The organism is Paenibacillus ginsengarvi (assembly GCF_003626695.1).
GTDB classification, from domain to species: Bacteria; Bacillota; Bacilli; order Paenibacillales; family NBRC-103111; genus Paenibacillus_AB; species Paenibacillus_AB ginsengarvi.
The window spans coordinates 1-24003 of sequence record NZ_RBAH01000043.1 but is presented as its reverse complement, the minus strand read 5'-3'; the positions used below and the strand labels follow the sequence as shown (position 1 = coordinate 24003).

21 protein-coding genes are annotated in these 24003 nt (G+C 56.2%); 13 read left to right on the top strand and 8 right to left on the bottom strand.

Annotated features, from left to right (window positions below):
* The first annotated feature begins 2 nt into the window (after positions 1 to 2).
* A complete protein-coding gene (locus D7M11_RS34030) occupies positions 3 to 326 on the top strand; it encodes a hypothetical protein (protein WP_120751732.1) in 324 nt (107 codons plus the stop codon).
* A 182-nt stretch (positions 327 to 508) separates the two neighbouring features.
* On the opposite strand, the gene D7M11_RS34025 is transcribed toward D7M11_RS34030, so the two are convergent.
* Genes D7M11_RS34025 through D7M11_RS34015 form a run of 3 tightly spaced genes read right to left on the bottom strand, consistent with a single transcriptional unit; the run spans position 509 to position 3461 of the window.
* On the bottom strand, positions 509 to 1843 hold the full coding sequence (locus D7M11_RS34025) for an extracellular solute-binding protein (RefSeq protein ID WP_120751731.1): 1335 nt from the start codon (positions 1841 to 1843) through the stop codon (positions 509 to 511).
* A 37-nt stretch (positions 1844 to 1880) separates the two neighbouring features.
* Positions 1881 to 3023, bottom strand: coding sequence for a right-handed parallel beta-helix repeat-containing protein (locus D7M11_RS34020; RefSeq protein WP_120751730.1), 1143 nt, complete (start codon positions 3021 to 3023; stop codon positions 1881 to 1883).
* A 3-nt stretch (positions 3024 to 3026) separates the two neighbouring features.
* A complete protein-coding gene (locus D7M11_RS34015) occupies positions 3027 to 3461 on the bottom strand; it encodes a hypothetical protein (protein WP_120751729.1) in 435 nt (144 codons plus the stop codon).
* 463 nt (positions 3462 to 3924) lie between these two features.
* Here D7M11_RS34015 and D7M11_RS34010 point away from each other — a divergent pair, with 463 nt between their 5' ends.
* Together D7M11_RS34010 and D7M11_RS34005 are read left to right on the top strand one after the other, a co-directional pair.
* Complete coding sequence (locus D7M11_RS34010) at positions 3925 to 4974, top strand: LacI family DNA-binding transcriptional regulator (RefSeq protein ID WP_120751728.1); 1050 nt, start codon at positions 3925 to 3927, stop codon at positions 4972 to 4974.
* Between the two features lie 178 nt (positions 4975 to 5152).
* Entirely contained in the window at positions 5153 to 6451 is a 1299-nt protein-coding gene (locus tag D7M11_RS34005; protein ID WP_120751727.1) for an enolase C-terminal domain-like protein, read from the top strand.
* A gap of 80 nt (positions 6452 to 6531) precedes the next feature.
* Here the strand turns inward: D7M11_RS34005 and D7M11_RS34000 are convergent, their stop codons facing one another.
* Together D7M11_RS34000 and D7M11_RS33995 are read right to left on the bottom strand one after the other, a co-directional pair.
* A complete protein-coding gene (locus D7M11_RS34000) occupies positions 6532 to 8289 on the bottom strand; it encodes an ABC transporter ATP-binding protein (RefSeq protein ID WP_120751726.1) in 1758 nt (585 codons plus the stop codon).
* Positions 8286 to 10043 carry an ABC transporter ATP-binding protein gene (locus D7M11_RS33995; RefSeq protein ID WP_120751725.1) on the bottom strand — a complete coding sequence of 586 codons (1758 nt, stop codon included), beginning with the start codon at positions 10041 to 10043 and terminating at the stop codon, positions 8286 to 8288. Before D7M11_RS33995 ends, D7M11_RS34000 begins: the two co-directional genes overlap by 4 nt.
* 253 nt (positions 10044 to 10296) lie before the next feature.
* Between D7M11_RS33995 and D7M11_RS33990 the strand changes: the two genes are divergently transcribed.
* The 7 genes from D7M11_RS33990 (at position 10297) to D7M11_RS33960 (ending at position 17110) form a co-directional block, all read left to right on the top strand.
* Complete coding sequence (locus tag D7M11_RS33990) at positions 10297 to 10968, top strand: GNAT family N-acetyltransferase (protein ID WP_120751724.1); 672 nt, start codon at positions 10297 to 10299, stop codon at positions 10966 to 10968.
* A 47-nt stretch (positions 10969 to 11015) separates the two neighbouring features.
* The gene (locus D7M11_RS33985; protein ID WP_120751723.1) at positions 11016 to 12164 is read left to right on the top strand and encodes an acyltransferase domain-containing protein; all 1149 of its coding nucleotides are present in this window, start codon (positions 11016 to 11018) and stop codon (positions 12162 to 12164) included.
* A gap of 114 nt (positions 12165 to 12278) precedes the next feature.
* Positions 12279 to 12464: a hypothetical protein gene (locus tag D7M11_RS33980; protein ID WP_120751722.1), complete on the top strand. Its 186-nt coding sequence runs from the start codon at positions 12279 to 12281 to the stop codon at positions 12462 to 12464.
* 511 nt (positions 12465 to 12975) lie between these two features.
* Positions 12976 to 14028 carry an ABC transporter ATP-binding protein gene (locus tag D7M11_RS33975; RefSeq protein WP_120751721.1) on the top strand — a complete coding sequence of 351 codons (1053 nt, stop codon included), beginning with the start codon at positions 12976 to 12978 and terminating at the stop codon, positions 14026 to 14028.
* Positions 14021 to 14899, top strand: a complete 879-nt coding sequence (locus D7M11_RS33970; protein ID WP_120751720.1) for a carbohydrate ABC transporter permease — start codon at positions 14021 to 14023, stop codon at positions 14897 to 14899. Before D7M11_RS33975 ends, D7M11_RS33970 begins: the two co-directional genes overlap by 8 nt.
* Before the next feature lie 131 nt (positions 14900 to 15030).
* Positions 15031 to 15771, top strand: a complete 741-nt coding sequence (locus D7M11_RS33965) for a carbohydrate ABC transporter permease (protein WP_120751747.1) — start codon at positions 15031 to 15033, stop codon at positions 15769 to 15771.
* 43 nt (positions 15772 to 15814) lie between these two features.
* A complete protein-coding gene (locus D7M11_RS33960) occupies positions 15815 to 17110 on the top strand; it encodes an ABC transporter substrate-binding protein (RefSeq protein WP_120751719.1) in 1296 nt (431 codons plus the stop codon).
* Positions 17111 to 17254: 144 nt separating this feature from the next.
* Here D7M11_RS33960 and D7M11_RS33955 read toward each other — a convergent pair whose 3' ends face one another.
* The gene (locus tag D7M11_RS33955) at positions 17255 to 17527 is read right to left on the bottom strand and encodes a transposase (protein ID WP_120751718.1); all 273 of its coding nucleotides are present in this window, start codon (positions 17525 to 17527) and stop codon (positions 17255 to 17257) included.
* 244 nt (positions 17528 to 17771) lie between these two features.
* Here D7M11_RS33955 and D7M11_RS33950 point away from each other — a divergent pair, with 244 nt between their 5' ends.
* Positions 17772 to 19565, top strand: coding sequence for an NHL repeat-containing protein (locus tag D7M11_RS33950; RefSeq protein ID WP_120751717.1), 1794 nt, complete (start codon positions 17772 to 17774; stop codon positions 19563 to 19565).
* Between the two features lie 364 nt (positions 19566 to 19929).
* On the opposite strand, the gene D7M11_RS33945 is transcribed toward D7M11_RS33950, so the two are convergent.
* Together D7M11_RS33945 and D7M11_RS33940 are read right to left on the bottom strand one after the other, a co-directional pair.
* The gene (locus tag D7M11_RS33945; protein ID WP_120751716.1) at positions 19930 to 21192 is read right to left on the bottom strand and encodes an ABC transporter substrate-binding protein; all 1263 of its coding nucleotides are present in this window, start codon (positions 21190 to 21192) and stop codon (positions 19930 to 19932) included.
* 28 nt (positions 21193 to 21220) lie between these two features.
* Positions 21221 to 22780, bottom strand: a complete 1560-nt coding sequence (locus tag D7M11_RS33940) for an FAD-dependent oxidoreductase (protein ID WP_120751715.1) — start codon at positions 22778 to 22780, stop codon at positions 21221 to 21223.
* A gap of 146 nt (positions 22781 to 22926) precedes the next feature.
* On the opposite strand from D7M11_RS33940, the gene D7M11_RS33935 reads away from it, so the two are divergent.
* Both D7M11_RS33935 and D7M11_RS37205 read left to right on the top strand, forming a co-directional pair.
* Positions 22927 to 23793, top strand: a complete 867-nt coding sequence (locus D7M11_RS33935; RefSeq protein WP_120751714.1) for a helix-turn-helix transcriptional regulator — start codon at positions 22927 to 22929, stop codon at positions 23791 to 23793.
* Position 23794: 1 nt separating this feature from the next.
* Positions 23795 to 24003 (top strand): hypothetical protein (locus tag D7M11_RS37205; protein ID WP_205127152.1); only part of this gene is annotated, 209 nt, incomplete at its 3' end.

Sequence of the window (24003 nt, the reverse complement as noted above, 5' to 3'; positions counted from 1 at the left end):
AGATGAGCTTATCGAGATTGATGAAGTTTGTAACCGGGGGCATGGAAGCGTTTCTGGGTATCCCCATTATCGGAGGAGCTTTTATCCTGTTTACCGGGCATACCGCGCTGTGGGTCATGCTGGCGCTGCATATCGTCACCTTGCTGATTTGTCATAAGGAAAATGCGGGCCGATTCGGCAGTATGGTCGGGATCGCGACGTCGCTGCTCGGATTCATACCGTTCGTCGGCATGATCATGCATATTATCTCCGCGATCGTTCTTCTGCTGGGAGCGCTTGGGCAGGATGATAACCGATACTCTCGTCCGTATCGCCGGGTGAGATGATTTCTTGTAAAATAATCCAACAAACCTCCATTCGCTCTTGAAGCGATGGAGGTTTGTTTACGTTTGATCCGTTGCCCGAGCATCGAACTCCGCGGTATTGTACGGAAACAGACGTTTCTGACAAAGAAAGCGGTGTGCTTTTCCTTTATTCCAAGTCGGGTTTAACCAGAAGAAATTTCATGTTACTTCGCTTTTTCTGCGGCGAGCGCCTTGCGAATCGCTTCGTCTGCATCGCGGAAGGCGCTGTTCAAGTCCTTGCCCTCGACGATTACGTTTTGCATTTCTTGAAACAGCAGGCGTTGTGCCGGGTTTTCGAAGCCTTTCACGAGACCTGCATCTCGCGCCGGGCCTTGCGGGGCATATTTGCCCGATATGAAGGCCTTTATGTTTTTTCCGCTATAGAGCGGCACGTTTTGCATGAATTGCTTTTTGATCGCTTCATCCTTTAGTGCCGGAACGCGCCCTTCCTTGGCAAGCATCGTCTGCATCTCCGCCGATGTCATCCATGCGGCGAACTGGAAGGCGGCCTCACGGTTTTTGCTGCCTTTCGTAATATAGTTGAACAGCCCGTTTACCTGCTGGCTGACTCCTTGATTTTGCGTGTAATACGGGACCGAGACGATATCCCAAGCGAAATTCCAATCTTTCGGACCGGCGTCGGGAATGAAGATGGACATGGCCGAGGTGCCCTTCTCGAAAATTTTCCGGTCTTCTTCCTGACTGCTCGTTTTACTGTCGAACTGCAAGCCGGGGAGCGTGTAAAACCGTTTGAAGTTGTCCGCGATGATTTTCCAGCGGTCGTTCTCTATAAAGGTCGACCTTTCCTCTTTCGGGCTCAGGTAGCTCAGGCTAAACGGATTGGCGGCAAAAAACGTATCCCCCCACCGGTCGCTGAAGCCGCGGTACAGCACCCCGTTTTCGACCCGCGTCATTTTTTTGGCAATCTCGTACGCTTCATCCCAGTTCAGGCCGTCCTTCGGATAAGCGACACCGAATCTGTCGAACAAATCTTTGTTGTAGTACATCACTTTATTGTTGACGTGAAGCGGCAGGCCGATGATGTTGCCTCCGCCGAACGTTCTCATAATATCGACAAGCGCCGGCTCCAGCTTCGTAACATCATAACTGTATTTTTTGACCAGATCGCCGACGTCACCGACAAGATCGTTTTTGTACATAATGTCGGAAATGGTGCCTTTCGAGCCGACGATAATATCCGGCATTTCTCCGGCTGCGATCATTTGGCTAATATCGCGGTTTTCGCCCCGAATCGTAAAGTTCGGAAACTTTTCTTTGGCCGGCTGGATATAGTACTTCTCCAGATCGCCCCGTGTAATCGAATTCAGAAAAACGATAAGCTCCACCTTTTTGTCGCTGATTACCCCGTTCGGCAAGGCGGGCTCGGGCGCTTGCCCATTCGGCTTTGGCTGCTCCGGAGCTTTCGCGGCGCCGCAGCCCCCCAGAACAAGTGCGGCAATGGCTCCGATACATAGAAGCGCCGTCGATTTTGTGCGCATGGTGCATCCCCCTTATTGAAATATGTTGTATGCGTTTTCAATAGACTGGTTTGCAAGCATAGATGTCCGGGCTTACGGTCGAGATGTTTGCCGTATCCCCGGCGTGTGATCCCGGATGATTGGCCGTAATGGTCACACGCACGGATTGGTCGGTTTTGTTCGACAGCGCAATCGACCAGAGGCTGCCTGCGGAGTCCGAGGAAAACGTCGTTTTCGTCTCCCAGAAGGAGGACGAGCCGCGGTAAACCGCGACCTTTTCCAGATAGGAGGCATTCGATCCGCTGTCGTCGCAGCCGCACAAAAGAAATTCGACAAACTGCGGAACCGTGCCGCCGACCCCGCTTTTCACGATGACGTCGAACGACTTGGGCGCGGACAAGTTGGTTAAGATGCGATCCGTTACGGCCGAAGCGGGCACATAGTCCGCCGCACTCGTCGCTCCGGTTTTGATTTTGAGCACGCCGCCTCGGGTGGATAGCAGCTTGGAGTCATAATTGTGGCTGCGCGACTGATCGACCAGGTTCGTATCGCTGCTGCCCAGAAACGTTCCGCTGTAGTCGCAACCGTCCGCATAATAGCCGATCTTCAGCCCTTCCTTGCAATTAACGATCTGCCCGGCGACGACCGGGTTGAGGGCATACTCGATACTGACGCCTACCGAGTCCTGGGGAAGACCCGGCTTGTTTTTCGTGCCGATTACGAATGCGGGAGAGACGACCAGCCCCTGCATCTGGACGCCGCCTGTGCCGGGTACTTGCCGGATGCCGAACTTCCGGTTGTACTCGATGTAGCCGCCGATAATTTTCGTATTTTTGCCGGTATGCAAATAAATGCCCGTATCCCCGTTGTTCTCGGCGTCGCAGTTCAGGAAAACGTTGGCGCTGCCGATATTCGTGCCGTTATTTTGACTGTTTAGAAGAGCTGCGCCGTACCGGTCGTTGGCATTGAACTGGCAGTTCGTCCATATCGTCTGGTTCAGCTCTTGTACCCCATTATCGTAAACAAACCCGTCCCCGCATTCATTGAAATAGCATTCGTACAAAAAGTTCGACCATCCGCCGCCGACCCTGAACGCAGTTCCTCCCGGAAAGCCGGTAACCATCATTCTCGTGAAGACGCTGTCCTTGAGCAGACCGAAGTCGAAACCTTTGCCCGCTTTGCCGAGACCGTTCACCGTCACGTCCTAGAAGCAGACGCGGGAGACGGAATCCCCTTTGAACACCGACTTGCCCGGCGTGAAGTTGGACAACATGCACGTCTGGTACGTCCCCGTCTTCGGATATTCGAGGCCAATAAACTTAACTCCGGCAAGCGGGTACAATTCATCGGCCAGAAACGTGCCCTTCGGAATAAGGGCGGGGACACTGTGCTGATAAGCGTAAGAGATCCATTGCCGACATGCGGCCGTATCGTCTGCGATGCCGTCGCCTGCCGCGCCGAAGTCGTACGGGGTTACCCCGCAGCGATGATCCGGACACTCCTCCTCTCCTCCATATACAAAGTCCGTGACCGTACTTCCTCTGGCTTGCGATACTCCCAAACCTACGGCTGCTGCTCCCGCGATTCCTAGTGCGGCTAGCATTTTCCTGCGGCTCATCCTGCGGCTGTCTTCCGACATTGCGCATTCCTCCCGTTATGGAAATGGTGTTGTCAGTTGTTTCGCCCCATCTGGTCTGATTGGTTTTTGTTTGGTTTATGTTAGTTTCAACCTCATAATAAAGGTTAAATATTCCAAATGTCAACAAAACATTTTTGCTTACAAATTGATTGTATTACCTGGATTGTATTCGCTCGTAGTCTTAACTTTAAAGGGTATGATGGAGGAAAAGAGGGGGTGAACCCGTGGTGGACCGACCGTTCAAGTCTTGTGAGAAGTACAATTTCCCTTGACACTGTCCTCGGAATCAGACATACTTAAAATGTTAGTATTTTGTTATTGTTACAAGAAGTTTAAGTTCACTGATGGGAGTAAAGGGGACTGCGAGTTTCTGCACCAAGAATAAACATCCGCTGAAACGCGGTCGCTCATCCTTGAATTGCATCGATAAACTTTTTTCCTTTTGTTGAGGCGGTGGGGTATTATGTCCAAAAAAATTTCTATGCAGCAAATTGCCGATCGGCTCGGTATATCGAAATATTCGGTATCCCAGGCGTTGGCTGGCAAACCGGGTGTCAGTGAGGAAACGAGGGAAAATGTGTTTGCGATGGCCAAGGCGCTCGGATATCGCTTCGGACTCCATGTGGATCCGGCTTCTTCAAAGGCGGAGGAACCGCTTGCCGGCGTTTCGAATCCGTATGTCCTCCTATGGATCAAGTCAGGCAGAAGGAGCGATTCTACCTTTTGGAACCGTGTGCTGACGGGGGTTATTGATGCATGCGACGGATACGGATGGGACCATTTGATCATTTCGAACAATGTGGAGGAAACGGAATTCGTTTTTCCTGCGTTTGCCGACCGTTCCTCGTGCATCGGGATGATCGTGCTCGGCAGTATGACGGACTCTTTTTTGATTTCGATCAAGAAACAGCGGATTCCTGTCGTTCTGGCCGACCATTCCGATCCTTCGGTCGGTCTGGATTGTGTTGTTAACGCCAATATCGAGGCGGCCAAAACGGTATGTCATAATTTGATCGCAGCCAAATGCCGCTCGATCATGTTTGTCGGCAGCGACCGCCATTCCGTAAGCTTTCAGGAACGCTGGTGGGGCTGCAAAATGGCGGCTTCCGAGGAAGAGGACAAACGTGGCGAGGAAATTGCCGTCGGCAAGTGGAGCCTGCCTTACGGAGGAGGCGGGCCGTGGGGACAGACGTTGGAGGTCGAGGTAAAGAAGATGCACGGCGGGGGCAAGCTGCCGGACGGCTTCGTATGCGCCAACGACGAAATTGCAATCCGGCTCATCAGTTTGTTGAAAATGCACGGGTACGACGTTCCCGCGCAGTGCAAAGTGATCGGCTTCGACGATGTGGAGATGGCGGCCCACTCGAGTCCCGCCCTCACTACGGTTGACTTCGGCAAGGAGACGTTGGGCGCCCGTTCGGTCGAAATGCTGCATCGCCGCATAGCGAGTCCGGATGCGGCTCCCGAAAAAGTAACGCTTTCGTTCCGGCTCATTGCCCGCCAATCGGGCTGACGTGAGGAGAGGCCATTGCCGAATATCGTGTTAAGTTTTCTCCCCATAGTAAATGCATAAAAGGCAGTGTCGAGTATATTTTCCGAAGTTACTCGACAAAACTAGTGTCAAGTTTGCTCCCATGTAGTAAAATAAGGTCTATTCCAATTTGACCTTCTACGAACGGAGTGAACGAACGATGATTCGGATACATAAGGCCGGGTACGCCGTCGAACGGGAACCGCTGGCTACGCCTTTCGGCTTCAAGGGCGGGTATTTGAGCGAGCTGTGGCAAACGGCGGTAAAGCTGGACGACGGGGAAGGGCACTCGGCCGTCGGCCTAGGAGTGCAGAGCGTGCTCTGGTCCGATCCGCGCGTATTTTTCGCGACGACGGAGACCGGCGGCAACGAGATGATGCTTGCGCTGACGAAACGGGCGGTCGAGCTTGCCCGGGGAGAAACATTCAGTGAGCCGGTCGAGCTGCTGGAACGGCTTGTATCGCCGGTACTCGCTTACGGGCGGGAGCTTGCGTCCAGAGCCGATCTGCGGGAGACGTTCGCGCTGAACGCACTCGTTCCGCTGGACCATGCGGCATGGCTCTTGTACGCGAAGCAGGCCGGGGCCGGTTCATTCGACGCGATGGTGCCGCAGCGGTTCAAGGCCGCGCTCTCCGAGCGTCACCGGGTACTCGCCTGCACGCCGGTCGTTTCCTACAACCATACCGAGGCGGATATCGTGCGCATGCTGGACGACGGCTATTTCGTCCTGAAGCTGAAGCTGGGGTCGGACCCGGACAAGGACGGCGACCTGGATAAAATGGTCGAGTGGGACAAGCGTCAATTCGAGCTCGTCCACAGGCTCGCCCGCGAGAGGACGACTCCGTATACGGATTGCGGCCGGGTCGTTTACTATATCGACTGCAACGGACGGTACGATACGGCGGACCGGGTGCTGCGGCTGCTCGATCACGCGGACCGGATCGGGGCGCTGGAGCGCACGATTTTGCTGGAGGAGCCTTTTCCGGAGGAGAACAAGCTGCCTGTCGATCGTATTCCGCTGCGGGTGGCCGCCGACGAAAGTGTGCATCACGAGCGCGATGCGCGGGAGCGGATCGATCTCGGCTACGGGGCGATTACGCTCAAGCCGATCGCGAAAACGATGAGCGTCGCTCTTGCGGTGGCAAAGACGGCCAAAGAGCGGGGCGTCCCGTGTTTTTGCGCCGATTTGACCGTGAATCCGTGGATGGTCGACTGGAACAAAAATTTGGCGGCGCGTCTTACTCCGGTGCCGGGGCTCAAGGTCGGGCTAATCGAATCGAACGGCCATCAAAATTACGCGAACTGGTCGGCCATGATCGGCTACCATCCGTTACCTGACGCTTCCTGGGTTCGTCCCGATAACGGCGTCTTTCATTTGGACGAAACGTTTTATGCGGAGAGTGGCGGGTCTTTCGGACGAAGCGCCCATTACGAATCGCTGCCGTTTACGGACAAATAACCGTAAAAAACGAGACGAGACATCCTCGCGGACGCTTGCGCGCTGCGAACGATGTCTCGTTTTTTTGGGTGGCTATCCGTTCATTCCAGCTCCCGGTTCCACAGCAGGCGCATTTCCTCGCTATGCTCCAGCAGCTCCTCCAGCGTACCCTCGGCTTCGAGCCGGCCGTCCTTCAGCACTAGAATACGGTCGGCGTGGGCAAGCGCGGCTTTGCGGTGCGAAACGACGAGGCAGGTGGCCGTGCGTCGCTCGAACAGCCGCTCCCACAGCTTGCGCTCCGTCTCGACATCGAGCGCGCTGGACAAATCGTCGAAGACGAGCAGCTCGGCGTCGCGGGCGAACATGCGCGCCGCCGCCGTGCGCTGCGCCTGGCCGCCGGACAGCTTGACGCCGCGCGGCCCGATGACGGTGTCAAGCCCCGCCGGCAGCCCGGCGATATCCCGCTCGAGCACGGCGGCATGGATCGCGGCTTCCAGCCTGGCGGAATCGTCATCCGCGCCGAGCAGGATGTTGCGCTTCAGCGTGTCGCTGTACAGCCGCGGCACCTGCGGGGTGTAGGCGCTGTGCGGCGGTACGAAGAAGCCGCCCGGATCGCCGACGAGGTCGCCGTTCCAGCGGATGTCGCCGCCGTCCTTCGGCAGCAGGCCGAGCAGCGCGCGGACGAGCGTCGTTTTGCCCGAGCCGATCCGCCCGGTGACGACAGTGAACGAATGGCGCGGCAGGCGCAGGCTGATGTCCTCGATGCCGCGTCCCGTCTCCGGGTACCGGTAGGTGAGGCCGGAGACGACAAGCTCGTCCAGCCGGTCCTCGGCCGTTTTGGCCGGCAGGGACGGCTCCGTCAGAGGGCCTCGCAGGTAGAGCGGATGCGACTCGACGAGCCGCTCCGGCGGTGCGTTTTGCAGCAAGCTTTCCATCCGCTGCTTGGCTACCTCGGTTTGTTTGAAGTAGGTCAGAAACTTGCCGAAGTTCTGGATAAACTGCGTCACGAACGTCAAGTAGTAAACGAACAGCGCGAAGTCGCCGACGGTAAAGCTGCCCGAGCGCATCGCCTGGGCGCCCAGCAGCAGGATAAGACCGGTGCCGAGGTTGACCGTATTGGAGAACACCGAATCGAGCGTTTGCGTCAGCAGCTTGTCCTTCAGCATCGCGCTGCGCCGCTGGTCGTTCAGCGATTTGAAGCGGCCGATGACGCGATCCTCTGCGCCGGCCACCTGGATCGCCTGCACAGAGCCGAACATTTCGCTGATCGCCTCGGTTACTTGCCCGGTCGCCTCGCGGCTTGCCGCCCTGTACTTTTGCAGCCGCGAGGTCGACAGCTGCGCCGCGGTAACGACGAGCACAAGCGGCACGAAGACGAGCAGCGTCAATTGCGTATCGATCCGCAGCAAAATGAAAAACGATACGACGGCAAAGACGGTCATCCCGAACGCGTCCACGGACCAGCTGATCGCTTCCTCGGTCTGCTCGACGTCATCGCGGAAATTGGAGATCGCTTCCCCCGGCGACACCGGAATCGCCTTTGCGCCGGGCTCCTTCAATATATGGTGCAGCATATTGCGCCGCAGCAGGCCGCCTACGCGCATCCGAAACTGCACGTCGGTGATGAAGCCGAATATGATGAAAACAACGCGTACCGCCGCAGCGGCGAGCAGCAAGGCGATGATCGTCCATATGCCGAACCAGGCCGCAGCGGAATCGGTCAGAGCGTCGAAGAACGCCTTCGTCAGCAGACCGGGCAGGATCGGGGCCAGATAGATGAGCGTCCACATAGCTGCGTTAAGCGTATAAAGCAGCGGCCGGTAACGGATGAGCCGCCATAACATTTGAAACGTCGTCATACGAGCTCCTCCTCCATGCCAACTTCCAGCATCCGGCTAAAGCGGGAATCCGGGTTTGCGGCCAGTTCCTCCCGGTTGCCGAACTCGGCGATACACCCTTGATCCAGGATGAGAATGCAGTCGGCGCGCTGCACGGTGGCGAGTCTGTGGGCGATAATGATGCACGTTCGCCCGTGCAGCAGCTTCGTGACGGCGGCTTCGAGCCGCTGCTCGGTCGCGGGATCGAGACGGGACGACGCCTCGTCCATAATGACGAGACCGGGATCGGTCAGGAAAACGCGGGCGAAGGCGAGCAGCTGCGCTTCCCCGGCGGACAAGCCGCCGCCGCCCGACTCCAGCACCGTGTCCAGACCGGCGGGCAGCGAGCGGTACCAGTCGCCCAGTCCGAGCTCGGCGAGCACCGCCGCGATCCGCTCGTCCGGAACGTCCGGGTCGTAAAACGTCAAATTATCGCGGACCGTTCCTTGAAAAATTTCGATGTTTTGCGTCACCATGCCTACGCTGCGGCGCAGATCGCCCAGTTTGGCCTCCCGGATCGGAACGCCGCCGAAGCGGATTTCGCCTTCCTGCGGATCGTAGAACCGGACGAGAAGCCGTGCGAGCGTCGTTTTACCACTGCCGGTTCGCCCCAGCAGGCCTAGCACCTGTCCGGGCTCGAGCCGGAAATCTACGGTGTCCAGCGTCGGTTTACCTGATTCATAGGCGAACGATACGCGATCGAATTCAACGGAAAGCGCGCCTTCGGGAAGCGGGGTCCCCGCCGCTCCGTCGCGAATGGCCGGCTCCGTATCCAGCAGCTGCCGGATGCGGACGATGCTGGCGTCGGCCTTTTGCAGATCTTCCATCTGGGTGCGGATTTTCTCGATCGGCTTCGCCATCAGCTCGGTGTAATAAAAGATCATATAAACGGTGCCGATCGAAATGGCACCCTTCTTATATAAGTAGGCGCTCAGCGCAAAGGCGATCGCGTTGCCGATCGTAAACACGACGAGTGTCGTAATCCACATCGACGCCCAGCCGAGAAAGGCGCGAATGCGGATCGGCAGCCATTTTCGCAGCAGCGAGTAAAATTTGTGCATCACATAACCGCTAGCTCCATTGGCGCGGGTATCCTCGGTCCCTTCCAGATGCTCGCCCAAAAAGCCGTAAAATTCGGCGCTTATCTGGCGCAGCTTGCCCCAGTGGGGGATCGCAAATTTGCGGATATATTGGATCGCATAGATGGCGAGGACGACGAAGACGGCCATCGCGGCGCCGACGATCCAGCCTTCGCGCAGCAGCAGGACGAGAATGCCGACGACGAGCAGCAGGTTGCTGATGAGCGTAATGACGAAGTTCGAGAAAAAGTTGGCGAGCGCGTTAATATCCCCGTCCACGCGTTCGATAATCGAGCCGGTCGTATGCGATTTGTGGAACGTCATATCTAGGCGGAGGCAGTGGTCGGCGACGTCCCCTCTCAGCTTGTTGGTGGCGATCCAGCCGACGTTCTCGCTGATGTAGGTAGCGATAACCGTAACGACTTGCTGGACGAGCGAGACGCCGATGAACAGAGCGGCGGCGATCCATAACGCCCGGGTCGTATCCGTCCCCTGGGCCGAGTCGATAAAATAGCGGATCAGCTGCGGATTGACAAGCTGCATCAGCAGCCCGGCGATAAGCAAAACGGCAAGCCAAACGATCGAAGACCGCTGGGCGCGCAAATACCGGCTGAGCAAGCCGACGTACTGGCGCATTGGAATTTTGAAGGCGGGCATTAGGCTCTATGTCTCCTTCCGTTCGTGTCCAAATTTCATGAAGTCCGAGAAACCGATGATAGTAACTGTAGAAGATTCGGCGCGTTGCGTCAACTGCCGAATGGGTCGTTTCGTACGGCGGGGCGCTGGAATTACCGCTGCATAACGAGAGTGTTCATGCATGGTGAACCTGGTTCAAGTTTTCCCGTAAATCGGTCTCGCCTTTCCGATTCGTTTTCTGCTACAATGATCCGTATGAAAGGAGTGAGTTTTTGTGGAATTCGTACGCATTACAAGTATAGAAGACACGTATTTCCGGCAAATGCACGAGCTGATGGGGCGGGTGTTTCCGCCCGAGGAGGTGCTCGCTTACGACCTGTGGGCCGAGCCGCTGAAGGATGAAGGGCTGCGCGTTGTCGTCGCGGTGCATGAAGGCGAAGTGGTGGGCGCTACGGAATACCGGTATTACCCGGATATGGGCGTGGCGATGACCGATTTTACGATTATCGGGCGGGAGGGGCTCGGCATCGGGCGTTTTTTGGCTCAGCGCAGACAGAGCGATCTCCTCGAATGGGTGCGGCAGTGCGGCGGCAAGCTGACTGGTATGTTTGCGGAAATTTATAACCCGTACTTGGTGGAGGAGCACGCCTTCGGCGGCATTAAGCCGATGGACCCGTTCGTACGCAGGGAAGTGCTGTCGCATCTCGGTTACCGGCGGCTCGATTTCCCGTATGTCCATCCGTCGTGGGAGTTGAACGGCGAAGCGGTCAGCGGGCTAGACTTTTGCTTCCTGTCCTATGACGAATCGGTTCAGGAGCTTCCGGCGGCGCTTGTTTCCCGTTTCCTGCAAACGTATTATGCGATTCAGGAACGGAAGCCGGATTCGTGGTACGACATGATTCGAGGGCTGGAGAGATTGGATACGATCAAGCTGCTGCCGATCTGATGGAGCCGGGGAACGCGGGCAGCGGTTAAGAAAGCGGGGGGAACGCTTTGCTGGGAGATTGGCTGAAGGGACTGGCCGCAGAGGACGGCGTCGTCGATTTTTTGCAGCCGGCTTATATGGAAAGGGCTTGCCGTGAGATTCGTTTGCCGGAGGAAGCAGCTCAGGCAATCCAGCACGAAGCGGCGCTGATTCGGGAAGATGAGCGCTTGGCCGCCCTTGCCAGACAGTTTCATCGGGAACTTTTCGTGGACAAAACGGAGCCCGCAAACGAAACGAACAAACGGCTGCTGGAATCCGGTCCGCATGGCGCCATGCTGGCGGCTGTCGTTTACATGGGCGCATTGCCGCAAATGATCAACATCTACAAAGCGAAGGGCATATCGGAGCGGATATGGATCGATACGCTCGGCGATATGGCGATCTGGATGCAGCAGTATTACAGCGAGCATGGAGAGTGGGGGCTCGGGCAAGTTGGTTGGCTGATTCGCCATATGACCGGAAGGCTGTTTCAATTGGGCCGGTTTCAGTTTGCGTTTATGGCCTATAACAAGCCGTTCAAGGCGTTTCGCAACCGATCGAGCGGCGTCATCGCCGTCCTGGCCGAGTCCGGTGTCCGCTTCCGGGCGGACGGTCAGGCGGACGGTACGAACGGCGTATATGATCCCGAGGGCGGCTGGCTGTCGGTTTACGATTATGACGGAAAAGTACATACCGGGAATCCGATCGCCAACGCCGCCGCTGTCCGGGAGCCGGTCCGTCTGTCGGACCGGGAGTGGGAACTTGTGCTGCAACCGGGCGATAACGTACTGGACGTGCACATTCCGGCATCGGGCAAAATGACTTACGAGCTGTGCCGGGAATCGTACCGGACGGCGATCGCGTTTGCGGCCGAGTTTTACCCGGGAAATCCGTTCAAGGGTTTCGTCTGCTCGTCCTGGCTGCTCGCGCCTCAGCTTCCGCGATTGCTGCCGGCCGATTCGAACATCGTCCGCTTCCAAAGCGATTATAACGTAACGCCGGTCAAATCGGACGAGAAGCAAACGCTTGAGCGGGTGTTCGGCTTTGGCACGAAGCTCGAAGATTTGCCGAGCTTCCCGCGGGACACGTCGCTGCAAAAAACTGTTTACGACTATCTCGCATCGGGCGGTTTTATACACGGCGCGGCGGGATTTATATTGAAAGAGTCTGTCTTGTAACGCAGGGCGAACGAGGCTGGGCAATAACCAGCAGCTGCATAAAATGGAACAAGCCGAGGTATCCTACGTGTGGACATGCTTTGCGAAAGCAAAGCGCCCAGGAAGGAGACTCTCATGTCGAACAAATATAACAACAACAAGCACGATGCCGCGCCGAGCGACAACCAGACGCCGGATACGAACGAGCATGGCGAGCTGAGAAGCGGGCGACTTAGCGTTATCAAGAACAACAATCCGAACGAAGACGGGCCCGAAAACGAATATTTAAACGAAGCGACGAACAGCCGGGGAGATCATTAATATTCTCTGCACGTCCCTTTCCCCCGAGACCGCCATGAGCAGCGACGCTGCCGGCGGTTTTTTTGCGTTGGTCGGGCTGCGTAAATAGGGCTGACGGTTGTTTGAATTCAAGTTACACTGAACAATTTCGAGCAAAAACTTGCATAAGATGGGGGTTCATACGCATATGGATGTATCGAGTGGCATACTGGTGCTGCTTGTCATCTGTACGAAGAGCAAGCGGTCGCTGTAAAGCCCGTTAATCTATAGCGACGTTCATCGTAAATGTCGTTAAGGAAAACGTTTTCTACGCTATTGGTAGCGATTGCAAGGATCGTTTTGTCTTTACATAATATTTATATGTGCATAATAATGCGAAAACAAATCGCTAATAAAATGAAATCGAGCATAAGAGAACAAAAGTAAATGAGCTATTACATGTACCGAAGGGGATGGAAAACGCGATTCAAACGATAAACGTGGTCCGATTTCAAGCAAGCAGGCATGAAGAAGGAAGAGGAGGAGGACTTACTTGGCATCCATCGAGTTTGTGCAGGTTACGCAATCGTTCGATAAAAACGTGATTATTCCAAACTTGAATTTGACGATCGAGGACGGCAAGTTCACCGTTCTCGTCGGTCCGTCCGGCTGCGGCAAAACGACGCTGCTTCGTATGATCGCCGGGCTCGACAAGCAAACGTCGGGGGAGATCCGCATCGGCGGCACGGATGTGACGCGCGTAGCCCCGGGGCAGCGAGGAGTGGCCATGGTGTTTCAGAACTACGCCATTTACCCGACGATGTCCGTACGGGAAAATATCGAGTTCGGACTCAAAAACAACAAGGTCGCGAAGGAGGAACGGACCCGCCTTGTGGAGAGCATCAGCGAAACGGTCGGACTGCGCCCGTTTCTGGACCGCAAGCCGTCGACGTTATCCGGCGGACAGCGCCAGCGGGTAGCTCTCGCCCGGGCGATGGTGAAGAAGCCGGCCGTTTTTCTCATGGATGAGCCGCTGTCCAATCTGGACGCCAAGCTGAGGGTGCAAATGCGCATTGAATTGATCGAATTGCACCGGAAGCTCGGCTCGACGTTCGTGTATGTGACGCACGATCAGGTCGAGGCGATGTCGATGGCCGACAAAATCGTTCTGATGAACCACGGGCAAATCCAGCAGGAAGCCGCCCCGGAAGTCATCTACCGTCAGCCGAGCAATTTATTCGCGGCCCAGTTTATCGGAGTTCCGCCGATGAACATCGGCGACCTTGGCGCGGACGGGGTGAGATTCGGATTCCGCCCGGAAGGCGCGGAACTGTCCACGGACGCCGCGGATGCGCATTACTCGGTGCGCGGTACGATCGCGACACGGGAAATGCTCGGTTCGGAAACGATCTACCAGGTCCGTTCGGGGCCGCACGCCTTTATGATCAAATGCACGGAAGACCGGTTTTCCGTCGATCAGGATGTATACGTTAGCGTGTCCGACTCCAATTTGTATTTTTTCGGAGCCGATGAAGGACGGATCGACCGCGGCGATGCCCGCTTCGGCGGCTATTTGCAGGCGTTAAGAGGGCGGCGGCATGGATAAACGCAAAGTTTGGGAAGCGATTCGTCCGTACGTGATGGTGCTGCCGGCGATGCTCGGTATCGTCCTGTTCGTTATTTACCCGGTCCTTTATTTAATCAAGCTAAGCTTTTACAAATATAATCTGATGAACAAGGACAAGAGCAAATTCATCGGACTGGATAACTATACGCAAATTTTTTCCCGCGAAGATTTTTACAGCGCTTTGTTCAATACGGCGGTCTACACGGTCGGCGTCGTCGCGCTGACAATGCTGCTGTCGATGGCGATCGCGGTATGGCTGAACAAGAAGACAAAGTTTAACGCAGTCGTGCAGGCCGGTATTTTTACGCCTCATATTATATCGATCGTGTCGGTTGCGCTTGTGTGGATGTGGCTGATGGAGCCGAGCCACGGCATTCTCAACTTCGTGCTGAAATCGCTCGGCATGCCGCCTTCTCCCTGGCTGCAAAGCTCCAGCACGGCGATGATGTCGGTCATAATCGTCTCGGTGTGGCAAAACCTCGGTTACTATACGCTTATTATCGTCGCCGCGCTGCAAAGCATCCCGCCCAGCATCTACGAAGCGGCCGCGCTCGATAATGCGAGCCGATTCAAGGTGTTTTACAAAATTACGCTGCCCATGATTTCGCCGCAATTGTTTTTCATCCTCGTCATTATGACGATCGGCTCGTTTAAAGTATTCGACACCGTGAAAATCATGACGGGCGGCGGCCCGAATACAGCGACTACGACGCTCGTGTACTACATTTACGAATTCCGGACGAACAGCATCGGTTACGCTTCCGCAACCGGGGTTGTGCTGATGGCGATCATTGCGCTGCTGACGTTCCTGTACTTCCGGCTGCTGGCGAAGAAAGTGCATTATCAGTAAGCCGCCGGGGACTCAACTCGGGGAAAGGGGTGCCGATTCAAACCGTGATTTATGCAAAGCTTGCCGGCCGGACGCTCGGCCTTCTGCTCAAAGCCGTCGTTCTGATCGTATTCGTTTTCCCGTTTCTGTGGATGATCTCGACGTCGCTCCAGACGTTCGAAGAAACGCTCGCCTTTCCGCCTACGTGGATTCCGGCCTGGCCGCAATGGGTTAATTTCGCGAATGCGCTGAAGGCCGGACCGTTTCTCACCTATGCCCGAAACTCGGTGCTCATTACCGGTTCCATCATCTTGCTGCAATGGATCGTCATGATCCCGGCCGCCTACGCGTTCGCCAAATACAAGTTCGCGGGTAAAGAGCTGCTGTTCGGTATGGTGCTGCTGGCGTTCATGATTCCCGGGCAAGTGACGTTTATCCCCGTATACTTGATGCTGGCGGACTGGGGGCTGATCAAGTCGCTGCTGCCGCAAATTATTCCGTTCATGTCGAACGCCTTCGGTATTTTCCTGCTGCGGCAATATTTCATGCAGATCCCGAACGAAATTATCGAGGCCGCCAGGCTCGACAACGCCAGCGAGTTCAGCATTATCCGCAAAATCATGATCCCGATGTCGATGCCGGCGCTGGCTACGATTACGCTGTTCAGCTTCGTCAGCCATTGGAACGACTATTTCTGGCCGCTCGTTATGACCGATTCGGCCGCCGTAAGGCCGCTGACGATGGGGATCGCCATGCTCCGGGAGACGGAGGGGATCAGCAACTGGCACATCATTATGGCCGGCAACGTCGTGCTGGTCGTACCGATTCTAATCGTGTACCTATTCGCTTCCAAGCAAATCGTCAAGGCTTTCGTTTATTCCGGCATCAAGTAATGCCATTAACCATTCATTACCTAACTTATGGAGGTCAAATCCAATGCGGAAGAAATTATCGCTTATCGTACTAGCGACGACTTTATTGTCCGGCGTGCTCGCCGGCTGCTCTGGAGGCAAAAACGAGACTGCGGCGGGCGGGGCCAAGACAAACGAACCGGCTGGCAAAGTAACGGTGCAGTTCTGGCATTCGCTTGGGGGCAAAAACGGGGAGTACATCAGCAGCGCCATTAACCGGTTCAACGAATCGCAAAATAAGATCGAGGTCGTCGGGACGTTCCAGGGCTCCTACGACGAAACGGTAACGAAGCTGCAGCAGGCGGTGGCGGCCAAAACGGGACCTGACGTAACGATGCTGGAGCGCGCGTATGTGCAAATGTTCGCCGACTCGGACGTATTGGAGGACATGACGCCGTTTCTGAAAACGTCGGGCATGAGCGTAGACGATTTTACACCCGGTCTGATGGGGCATTCGACGTTTAACAAAAAGCTCGTATCGCTGCCGCTGAACCGTTCGACGCCGATTTTGCACGTGAACAAAACAATGCTGGACGAGAAAGGGCTGGCGATCCCGAAAACGTGGGAAGAGCTGAAGAAGGTGGCAAACGCGCTCGTCGTCAAGGAAAACGGCGAGTTCAAACGATACGGTTACAGCATGCCTTACGATACGTGGTATCCGATCGCGATGATATCGCAGGCGAAGGGCAAGTTTTTCAACGACGAAGGGACTTCGGTCGGCTTCGGCGGCGGTCAAGGGGTCAAGACGTTCCAGTTTCTGAAGGAGCTGCAAGGCACGGGCGCCCTGTACTATCCGCCGGCCCAGGATTCGGGCAATATCGTAAACCAGATGTTTACGAGCGGCAAAATCGGCATGATGTTCCAATCGACCGGGGTGATCGGCAGCTTGAAGGATAGCGTCAAATTCGACTATGCGACGGCTTATTTGCCGATGGATCAGGTGTATGCGACGCCGACCGGCGGGGCGAACGTGTCGCTGATGGCGGGCTCCAAAAACAAGGAGGCGGCGTGGGAGTTTATCCGCTGGATGATGACCGACCCGAAGGGCGGCTTGCAGTTTGTGCTCGATTCCGGCTACTTGCCGTTTACGAAGAAGATGGCCGAGTCGGCGCAAATGAAGGAGCTGTGGGCGAAGGAGCCGAACCGTAAAATCGCATACGACCAGCTTCAATATGCGGTAGATACGAATATGCACGTGGCTTGGCCGCAAGTGATGCAGGAGTTTTTCAAGGCGATTCAGGCGATCATGTACGACAACAAAAATATCGAAGCTACGCTCGATACGTTCAAGAAAGAAACGGAGCGGCTGCTCAAGAAATAAGCCTATGCGCGCTAAGAAGCCGGAGCCCGGGGAGACCCGAGTTCCGGCTTTGCCGTTTTGCCGGGGAAGTCGGCCGATGCGGACAAGACGGGCGGCAGGTAGGGAGGCAGGCCAGGCAGGCTTCCCCTTCGCGCCTATCCTCTGCTACTTGTCTCCGCGATCCACATGGCTGCGCGTGGATTTGTTCCCGCTTTGCTTGTTTTTGTCGGCCAGGTTCAGATGGGAATGTTCGGTCTCGCCGGTATAGTGTTCGATGTCGAAGCGCACCAGCTCCCAGCCGGTCGTGCCAAGCTGCGGGTCGGCCGGAAATACGTCGCCCTTCTGCAAAAACTGCTCGCGTCCCCATTCGTTCGAATAAACGCCGTCGACCTCCACCGGTTCCCCGGAGATCGGATTCATGCGGTCGTGTTCGCTCATGCTTACCAAAGTCCTCCTTCTGCGATGCCGCTATAGTTTGCGGTAAGATTAGACAGGTTTACGCAACTTTACTATGCCCGAGTTTCGGCCAAATCATGTCGGAATGGTTCCACTTGGCCGCCACTTGTGGAATTTCCCGGCCGTCCTTGGTCTGCCGACGAAAATGGCCGATCCGGTTCACATTTTGGCTGACGAAACCGCTATCATTTTGCGTTACAATGAGAAAAACGGAGGGAGGATGAAAATGGAAATTGGTACGGATCAAACGATGTATGCGGCGGCGGCCGAGCCTTGCCGCAATTTCAATATTTTAAATGTGACCTCGCTCGTGGACCCGAAGGATGGGCGGGAGAAGCTGGTATTATCGAATTTCGCCGCCGGCTCCGTCGGCAACCTCATTTTCATCGACACGCAAACGCAGGAGGGTGAAGCGGTCGCGCTTCCGGGCGATTCGGGAGCGTGGGCGGTCCTGCCGCTCGGCGACAAGCTGCTAGTCGGCACATGTCCCGACTATGGCTATTTGCACAGCCTCGACTTGCGCACGCGGCAGTGGGCGGCGCCGCTGCGGATCGAATCGGAGAAGTACATCTGGAATCTGGCGCTCGGCTCTGACGGGCTCGTCTACGGGGGCACGTATCCCGGCTGCGTGCTGCTGCGCTACGATCCGGGCAAGCACGAGCTGGTTAGCCTGGGTCGCGTTTCGGACAATCCGAAGGATATGTACAGCCGGAACGTGTACGGGGACGCGCCAGGGCGCATTATCGTCAGCGGGGGGATGGACACGCCGTTTTTGCGCGTATGGGATCTGGAAACGGAAACGTTCGGCGACCTCGGCTCGCCGGGGGAGACGATTCGGCAAGTGACGCCATCGTTTATATGCACGACGCTGAGCGGCGAACAGCGTTTCTACGATGCGAAGACGCTCGAGCCGGCCCGCGGTTCGCAGGCCGAGCAGTGGAGCGGCATGCTGGAGACGAGGGAGATGGAGATCGGCGGAGGCCGGCAACGCGTACGTTATGTTCCGCTGCTGGACGGCTCTCACGCGGCCGTTAAAGGCCAGGATTACTTGATCCGGCGTCCTGGCGAGAAGGAGCCCACACTTCGATCGATTCCGACGGAAGCGCCGGCAACGCGCATTCATACGGTCATCTCCGACGGGGGCGGCGTACTGTGGGGGTCTAGCGGCTTCGGACAGACGATATTCCGCTACAATCCGGCAGACGGCTCCTATTGGAATTCCGGAGCGGTATGCAACGCGGGCGGCGAAGTATACGGCATGGCTTTTGCCGGAGACGAGTTGTTCCTTGCGGCTTACGCCGGCGGCGATCATATTGTGTACCGTCCGGGCGAGCCGTGGGACCAGTACGGCAACGTAAACCCGCGAACGCTTCGTTCGGTCGGACCTGAGCTGATCCGGCCTCACGGGAAGTCGGTTCTTGGTCCTGACGGCGGGATATGGACCGGATGGATGGCGAAGTACGGCGTGTACGGCGGCGGATTGTCGCGCATCGATACCGCCACGAAGGAAGTAACCTCGTGGTACGATCCGGTGCCGGGGCAGGAGATCGGCGGCCTGACCGCGGACGATAAGCGGCTGTACTTCACGACCGGAACGGGCGGCAACGGGCTGAAGGCGCGCGATGAGCCGTGTCACTTTGCGATGTGGGAGCCGGAAGGGCGCATCTCGTTTCTGCATCGGTTCGAGCTGGGGGAGAAGCCCGGCGCACTGATCGCCGCTGCGTCCCGCGTATGGGTGCGGGTCGGCAAAGAGATCGCCGTCTTCGATCCCGATTTGGCCGCGTTTGTGCGGCGTATTCCGCTGGGCGAAGGCTGCGGCTGCTTGATCGCGCTCGGTGCCGACCGGATCGCCGCCTTCGGCGAGAAGACGCTGTTCGCGATCGACACGGGCCGGATGACGGCCGAGCCGCTGGGCGCTTTGCCCGGACACGTCTCGACGGCGGCCCGTACGCCGGACGGATCGGTCTACTTTAACTGCTACGGCACGAAGCTGTTTAAGTGGAACGACGCCTTGGCGTAAGCGGGTGAAGACGTAGACTCCGGCGGTGGCGCTGGCGCTGGCTTATCCCATCGCGGAAAGTTTCTCCGTGCAGACGCGTAGGCGTAACGGAAAAAAATTCCGCTAATCAAGCGGAGGAAGCAAAAAATCAAGCAATAGAGGAACGAAATTCCGCTATTTTCGACATTGTCACGGAAAATCGCTGAATGTAGCTGGAATTTGGATGTTTAGCGGAAATAAAATCCGTTATTGTGGATGTTTTACTAAAAATGATCGATATAACGGAATATGCTTCCGTTATATCCCAATATTCTTTCAACCGGCAACAAAGAAACTGCTTCCGCGAACAACAGCGGAAAGCAGTTTCTTTTCCCTCTCGCAGACCTTATTTCCGCTTCTCCTCGATCTTTTTGTTGATGCTTTCCTCGGCCTCTCGAAGCACCGTGTTGATGTCCTTTTGCCCTTTGTAATAACCCGGCAGCATTTCCGTATAGATGACCGTTTTGGCGATGTCGTCGTACTTGGTCGTTTTGAACGGCTTGCCGACTTTGTCCTTGAAGAAGGCGCTCAAGTTTTTGCCCTCCACGCCCTCGAGGTCTTTGCCGTATACCTTGGCGGCCGCATCGCTGTTAATGATCGGCACGAGTCCGCGCCGGGACTTAACCGTCTGCACCTCCTCCGAGAGCATATAAGAGATGACCTGGAACACTTCATCCATATTTTTGCCTTTGGGCGGCATTCCGTAAAATGGCGAAATCAGCTGCGTCCCGCCGGCCTGGCTTCCGGAGAACACGGGCAGCGAAACGACGTCCCAATCGAGACCGTTCTTCGCGGCTTCCGGCAGAGCGCTCAGGATGTTGGGGCCGGAATACATCGCCACATCCTGGGTTTTCTCGAAAGAGCCTCCGACTTCGTTGCCCGGGATGAAGAAGAAGCCGCCCATCGTTTCCAGCCAGCGCTTCCAGCCCGCGGAGTTGACTACCGTTTTGAACGTGCCCGTATCGACCAGAGGCTGCATCAGTTGGTTTTTCCACGTCAGGTTTTGCAGTTGGAATTGGAACCCCTTATACTTCGTGGCGCCGTCTTGACGGGTCAGCTTTTTTGCCAGGTCGCTGATTTCTTCCCACGTCATCCCGTCCTTCGGATAGGGGACCCCGAATTTGTTGAAGATGGTTTTGTTGTAATAAAGTACATTGCTGCTGAGCGTGTAGGGGATGAACAACATTTCGCCGGTATCGGAGTAGGCTTGAACCGATTCCAGCACGTTCGGCAAAAACCGGCTCGTGTCGAAGTTGTTTTTCTTGATGAACGGAGTAAGGTCAGACAACAGATTGACGTCGCGGAAATCCCACAGCGAGCCGATCGTAAACGAGATCAGATCGGGAACGTTGCCGGCAGGCGCGAGATGCTCCGGCTTCATCTGGGCGCTGTAAAAGACGGGGTTCACCGTAATATGCGGAAATTTGGTTTCGATAATCGACTTCTCGAATTCCATCATCGGCTGGCTCAAGTTCGTGTAGTAATTTAGTGTAAAAGGCTTTGGCGGCTCCTTCGCAGGTGCGGCCGTATTCCCAGGCGAAGAGTCGCTCTCGCCGCTTTTGCCGCAGCCGGAGACGAGGAGAGCGAAGACCGAGGCTAAGATAAACATGCTCCGTTGTTTCACCTGCAAGCACCCCTTATTTTCGTTGATCGAGCTCTAAAATTTGCCCATCCTCAAGCAGTCTTTGTCTGAGCTTGCTATACGGCACTTCCTGAATGGCGGTTCCGTTCTCCAGGGCGATCGCAGCCGCAGTAGCCGCAGACTGGCCCAAAATCATGAACACGGGCTCCATGCGGATCGAGCCGTAAGCGATATGCGAAGCGGAAAGGCATACCGGCACGAGCAGATTGACACATTCGTCGTCCTTCGGAACGATCGACCGGTACGAGATCCGGTAAGGCCCGGGCACCCCGATTTCCACATTGCCTTCATTGACGCACAACCCTTCGAGCACGAGGCGCCTGCAGTTGTGGGAGTCCATCGTGTAGGAGGCCATCCCGATCGAATCGTCGGCGATTTGCAGATGCCGGCAATGTCGCTCGTTCATGACGACGTCCGAAATCATGCGCCGGCCTTCGCGCACATACAACTGGTGAGGCCAATTGGCCGTGTCCGTAAATTCGTCGGCGGCCAGCCCCCACTGGCGCCGTTCCTCGCGCAGCGCGGCCGGAACCCGCTCGTCGTTCGCCAGAAAATAGAGGAGGCCTATCGTATAATCGACATGGCTTTGGAACAGGCGCTCCCGCGTCGCGTAGTCGGCTTCCGGCCATTCGTGGTTCGCTCCGATATGGTCTGTGCTGACCGCGCCGAAATTGTTCGTATCCGTTTTGCCGTTCGGCAAACCCGCGTTTTTTTGGCGGAAGTCCCATACCCCAGCGCGGATATAACGGGCGAGCAGAGTAAATTGCTCGGGGTCGTAGCGGGGAGGCTGCGGGATCGGCACCCGATTGTCCGGCACGTTCGTCAAGCAGATGCGGAAGTTGTACGCTTGAATGGAACGGTCGCCTGCGCCCTGCGTGCCCGGCCGGACGTCCATTATGCCCGGCAGCAGTCCGCTGTCCGGCTTGCCTTCGATTACGTACGGGTCGACGGCGGCGTTGAACATGTGATGGTGGGAGCCGAACTGAATGCCGTTGCGCGTTTCGCGGTATACGGAATTCGATTCCCTGCCGACGTGATACGAGACGCCGGCGAGAGCCAGCAGATCGCCTTCGTACGAGGCGTCGATAAACATCGCGGCGGAGAAGGTGTTCCCGTTTTCCATCGTAATTCGCGATAACCGGCCGGACTGTTTCTCAACGCTGGCCAAGTGCTGCTCGTAATAAACCGGAACCCCGGCCTGCTCGAGCCATTCCCGGTACACATGCTGGGCCGCGTGCGGCTCGAAATACCAGACGAGACCGTCCTCGGCGGTAGTGCCGTAATACGTGCCCAGGTCGCGGTAAAACTGCCTGGCGAGGCCGCCGATAGCCGCTTTATGTCCGTGATCGGTGCTGCCCAGGCCGCTGGCGGCGATCCCTCCCAGCTTGCGGCCGAATTCGGCAATGACCGCGCGAAGTCCCATCCGGCTCGCTTGAACCGCTGCGGCGACACCGGCCGCCGTTCCCCCGTAAATGCACAAATCGGCTGCGATATGCAGCGGGTTTTCGTTTGCCGGTGCCGGAGCATAATACTTGAGTCGGCTGAAATCAGTCATACGAACGGTCCCCCCAATTTCTTCACATCTATTCGTAAAGCGTTTTCACAACCAAGTATAGTGACATCCGGTGCGATCTGAAATGCATATAATTAGGGAAATTTATACATAATTTCAACCTTCGTTTCGAAACGAAATGTGCTACGATGGACAATAAGGCTGTACAAATTTTGGACAGCGGAGGGGCTGAGGGCATGTCGCTTACGTATCCGATTTCGCTCAAAGGCACGTTTTATTGGAGGGAAAAGCCGAAGTTTCTTATGCAGATGGAGCGCGACTCCGTATGGACGATGATCGCGGTGGAGGGAGGCCGGTTTCGTTACCGGATCGGTGACGTGTTGGGCGAGGCTTCACCTGGGGACATCGTCTTTTGTCCGCCTTCTATGGAGTTTCATCGCGAGATGCTAACTCCGCTCTCCTTTTTCTACATCAAATTCCGCATCGAGCCGTTGGAATGGGGGGAAAGCGGGGAAGAGCGGATCGCAGGCCTTCTGCAGGATGTATTCCGGTATAAATTTACGACGCCGGAGCAGGACCGGCTGTTCAACAATTTCAGACATCTGCTCGGCTTTTTCATGATCGGGCAATCGCACAGCAACAGGGGAGTCGCCCACTATGTGAACGATGTATGGATGCTGTTCCGATCAGAAGCCGATTCGCTTTTACGCTCCGGCGAAACGGTCCGCGACACGCTTATGAAGGATGCGAAGGACTGGATCGAGCGGTACGCCTATACGAATATACAAATGCGGTCCGTCGCCAACATATTCGGGATCCATCCGGTTCAGTTCACCCGCAGGTTCCAGAACGTGTTCGGGCTGCTCCCTTCCCGCTATTTGCTTTCCATCCGAATGGAGAAAGCGAAAGCGCTGCTCGTGCAAACCGACGAGACCCTCGACCATATCGCCCGGCAGTGCGGGTACGACAACGGCTACTACTTCAGCCGGATGTTTACGAAATATGCGAGAATGAATCCGTCGAAGTTCCGCAGGCAGCATTCGCCGCAAGTATGATTTGGACCGTCAGCCCAAAAAAGCATTTTTTGTCTCATCTAAGCACCTGTTTTGGCATGTTTTTATTGGCGCCGCCCTTTATAATCGTTACAGACAAACATGCTGCTTTGCGGCACCACTGATGAATGAAAATATTGTCCATACTGGTACTGGGCTGGCGAAGGTAGGTCGTACTTTCTTGGTGTCACGAACCCGTGTTACAGACGGACC

Bases quoted from the DNA above. Each gene is read 5' to 3' on its own strand.
- D7M11_RS34030 (WP_120751732.1), top strand. From the start codon at position 3: ATGAGCTTATCGAGATTGATGAAGTTTGTAACCGGGGGCATGGAAGCG.
- D7M11_RS34025 (WP_120751731.1), bottom strand. From the start codon at position 1,843: ATGCGCACAAAATCGACGGCGCTTCTATGTATCGGAGCCATTGCCGCA.
- D7M11_RS34015 (WP_120751729.1), bottom strand. From the start codon at position 3,461: ATGTCGGAAGACAGCCGCAGGATGAGCCGCAGGAAAATGCTAGCCGCA.
- D7M11_RS34010 (WP_120751728.1), top strand. From the start codon at position 3,925: ATGTCCAAAAAAATTTCTATGCAGCAAATTGCCGATCGGCTCGGTATA.
- D7M11_RS34005 (WP_120751727.1), top strand. From the start codon at position 5,153: ATGATTCGGATACATAAGGCCGGGTACGCCGTCGAACGGGAACCGCTG.
- D7M11_RS34000 (WP_120751726.1), bottom strand. From the start codon at position 8,289: ATGACGACGTTTCAAATGTTATGGCGGCTCATCCGTTACCGGCCGCTG.
- D7M11_RS33995 (WP_120751725.1), bottom strand. From the start codon at position 10,043: ATGCCCGCCTTCAAAATTCCAATGCGCCAGTACGTCGGCTTGCTCAGC.
- D7M11_RS33980 (WP_120751722.1), top strand. From the start codon at position 12,279: ATGTCGAACAAATATAACAACAACAAGCACGATGCCGCGCCGAGCGAC.
- D7M11_RS33970 (WP_120751720.1), top strand. From the start codon at position 14,021: ATGGATAAACGCAAAGTTTGGGAAGCGATTCGTCCGTACGTGATGGTG.
- D7M11_RS33965 (WP_120751747.1), top strand. From the start codon at position 15,031: ATGATCTCGACGTCGCTCCAGACGTTCGAAGAAACGCTCGCCTTTCCG.
- D7M11_RS33960 (WP_120751719.1), top strand. From the start codon at position 15,815: ATGCGGAAGAAATTATCGCTTATCGTACTAGCGACGACTTTATTGTCC.
- D7M11_RS33955 (WP_120751718.1), bottom strand. From the start codon at position 17,527: ATGAGCGAACACGACCGCATGAATCCGATCTCCGGGGAACCGGTGGAG.
- D7M11_RS33950 (WP_120751717.1), top strand. From the start codon at position 17,772: ATGGAAATTGGTACGGATCAAACGATGTATGCGGCGGCGGCCGAGCCT.
- D7M11_RS33945 (WP_120751716.1), bottom strand. From the start codon at position 21,192: ATGTTTATCTTAGCCTCGGTCTTCGCTCTCCTCGTCTCCGGCTGCGGC.
- D7M11_RS33940 (WP_120751715.1), bottom strand. From the start codon at position 22,780: ATGACTGATTTCAGCCGACTCAAGTATTATGCTCCGGCACCGGCAAAC.
- D7M11_RS33935 (WP_120751714.1), top strand. From the start codon at position 22,927: ATGGACAATAAGGCTGTACAAATTTTGGACAGCGGAGGGGCTGAGGGC.